Raw genomic sequence first — 519 nt, forward strand, 5'->3', positions numbered from 1 at the left:
GCTGGCTGAAAATCTCGGATGAATTTAACCTTGTACAATTAGAGCAAGGATTTTTATCCGAGGTCAAATTCAAGCTTGAACAGCATCCCCTGATCAAAGCCAGTGATATTGAACGTTTAGGCAATGGGGTAAGCCTGGCAAGCATCGAAGAAAAAATTGGTGAAGGATTGGCGGTTCCCTTGCATGTCAATAAAACGCAGCTGATTGGCTATGTGGCAACGGGACATGAAGAGGATCACAACTTAACGGGAGACATCATCTTGGAAAACTTGTGCAACAAAGCCTCCGGTGTTGTAGCCATGCGTCACGCGCTAAGCGCATTTGGCGTAACTCCTGATCAAGTGGATTATGTCATTGGCTGCGATGAGGAAGCGGTTGGCGATCGCTATCAGCGCGGAGGCGGAAATATGGCGAAATCCATTGCCGAGCTGGCAGGATGCCAAAATGCAACAGGATCGGATATCAAATCCTTCTGCTGCGCTCCGGCCCACGCGGTTGTAGTAGCTGCAGGTCTCGTCC

At 49.3% G+C, this 519-nt stretch carries 1 pseudogene; it reads left to right on the forward strand.

Annotated elements, in window-relative coordinates:
* Positions 1-519: pseudogene (locus ABLT31_RS39165) on the forward strand (glycine/sarcosine/betaine reductase complex component C subunit beta); the annotation flags it as partial.

The sequence above is a fragment of the Ammoniphilus soli genome (genome assembly GCF_040813775.1).